Source organism: Pseudomonas sp. EL_65y_Pfl2_R96, from assembly GCF_963970905.1.
Classification (GTDB): domain Bacteria; phylum Pseudomonadota; class Gammaproteobacteria; order Pseudomonadales; family Pseudomonadaceae; genus Aquipseudomonas.
Map to the genome: position 1 here is coordinate 1 of NZ_CAXAQH010000111.1, position 809 is coordinate 809.

Below are 809 nucleotides of genomic sequence, written 5' to 3' on the forward strand. Positions count from 1 at the left end.
GATCAGCAGATGCTCGAGCTGCCCGCCGCCGATCGTGCCCCAGAGCCCGTCGGCGTCGACGAGCATCCGCGTGCCGGCACCGCGAGGGGCAGAGCCTTCGACCGCTAGGATGGTCACCATCGCGACCGGAGCGCCTCCCGCACGGGCCTCTAGCGCCGCTGCCCAGTCGATCACCGTGCCAGCGCCGCCAGGATACGTTCCGGCGTCGCCGGGGCATCGAGCGCCGGACAACCCGCCTCGCCACGTGCGGCGGCGACCGCATGGGTCAGCGCCGACAGCACTGAAATCGCGAGCATGAACGGCGGTTCGCCGACAGCCTTGGAGCGATGGATCGTCGGCTCGACGTTGCGGCCGGGTTGCCACAGGCGAACGTCCATTCGGGGCGGACGGTCGTTGGCGGTGGGAATTTTGTAGGTCGATGGCGCGTGACTGAGCAACCGGCCGGCGTCGTCATAGACGACTTCTTCCGTCGTCAGCCATCCCATGCCTTGGATGAAGCCGCCCTCGATCTGGCCAAGGTCGATCGCCGGGTTGAGTGAGCGGCCGACGTCGTGGAGGATATCAACCGCCAGGACGCGGTGTTCGCCGGTAAGGGTGTCGATCACCACTTCCGCCAGTGCCGCGCCATAGGCAAAATAGTAGAACGGTCGGCCTCGATGAGCAGCGCGATCGTATTCGATCCCAGGCGTAGCATAGTAGCCGGTCGATGATAGCGAAACGCGACCGATATGGGCCTGCCGACAGAGCGTCGCAAAAGGCACGAGATCGCCACCAACCCACACACCCTCACGTGCGAAGCGGACAGTGTC

2 protein-coding genes are annotated in these 809 nt (G+C 65.9%); both read right to left on the reverse strand.

Annotated elements, in window-relative coordinates; translation table 11 throughout:
• On the reverse strand, positions 1-174 hold a 174-nt coding region (locus tag AACY49_RS32020), incomplete at its 3' end, for an XdhC family protein (RefSeq protein WP_445262675.1).
• On the reverse strand, positions 171-809 hold a 639-nt coding region (locus AACY49_RS29705), incomplete at its 5' end, for a molybdopterin cofactor-binding domain-containing protein (RefSeq protein WP_339527749.1). The genes AACY49_RS32020 and AACY49_RS29705, both read right to left, overlap by 4 nt.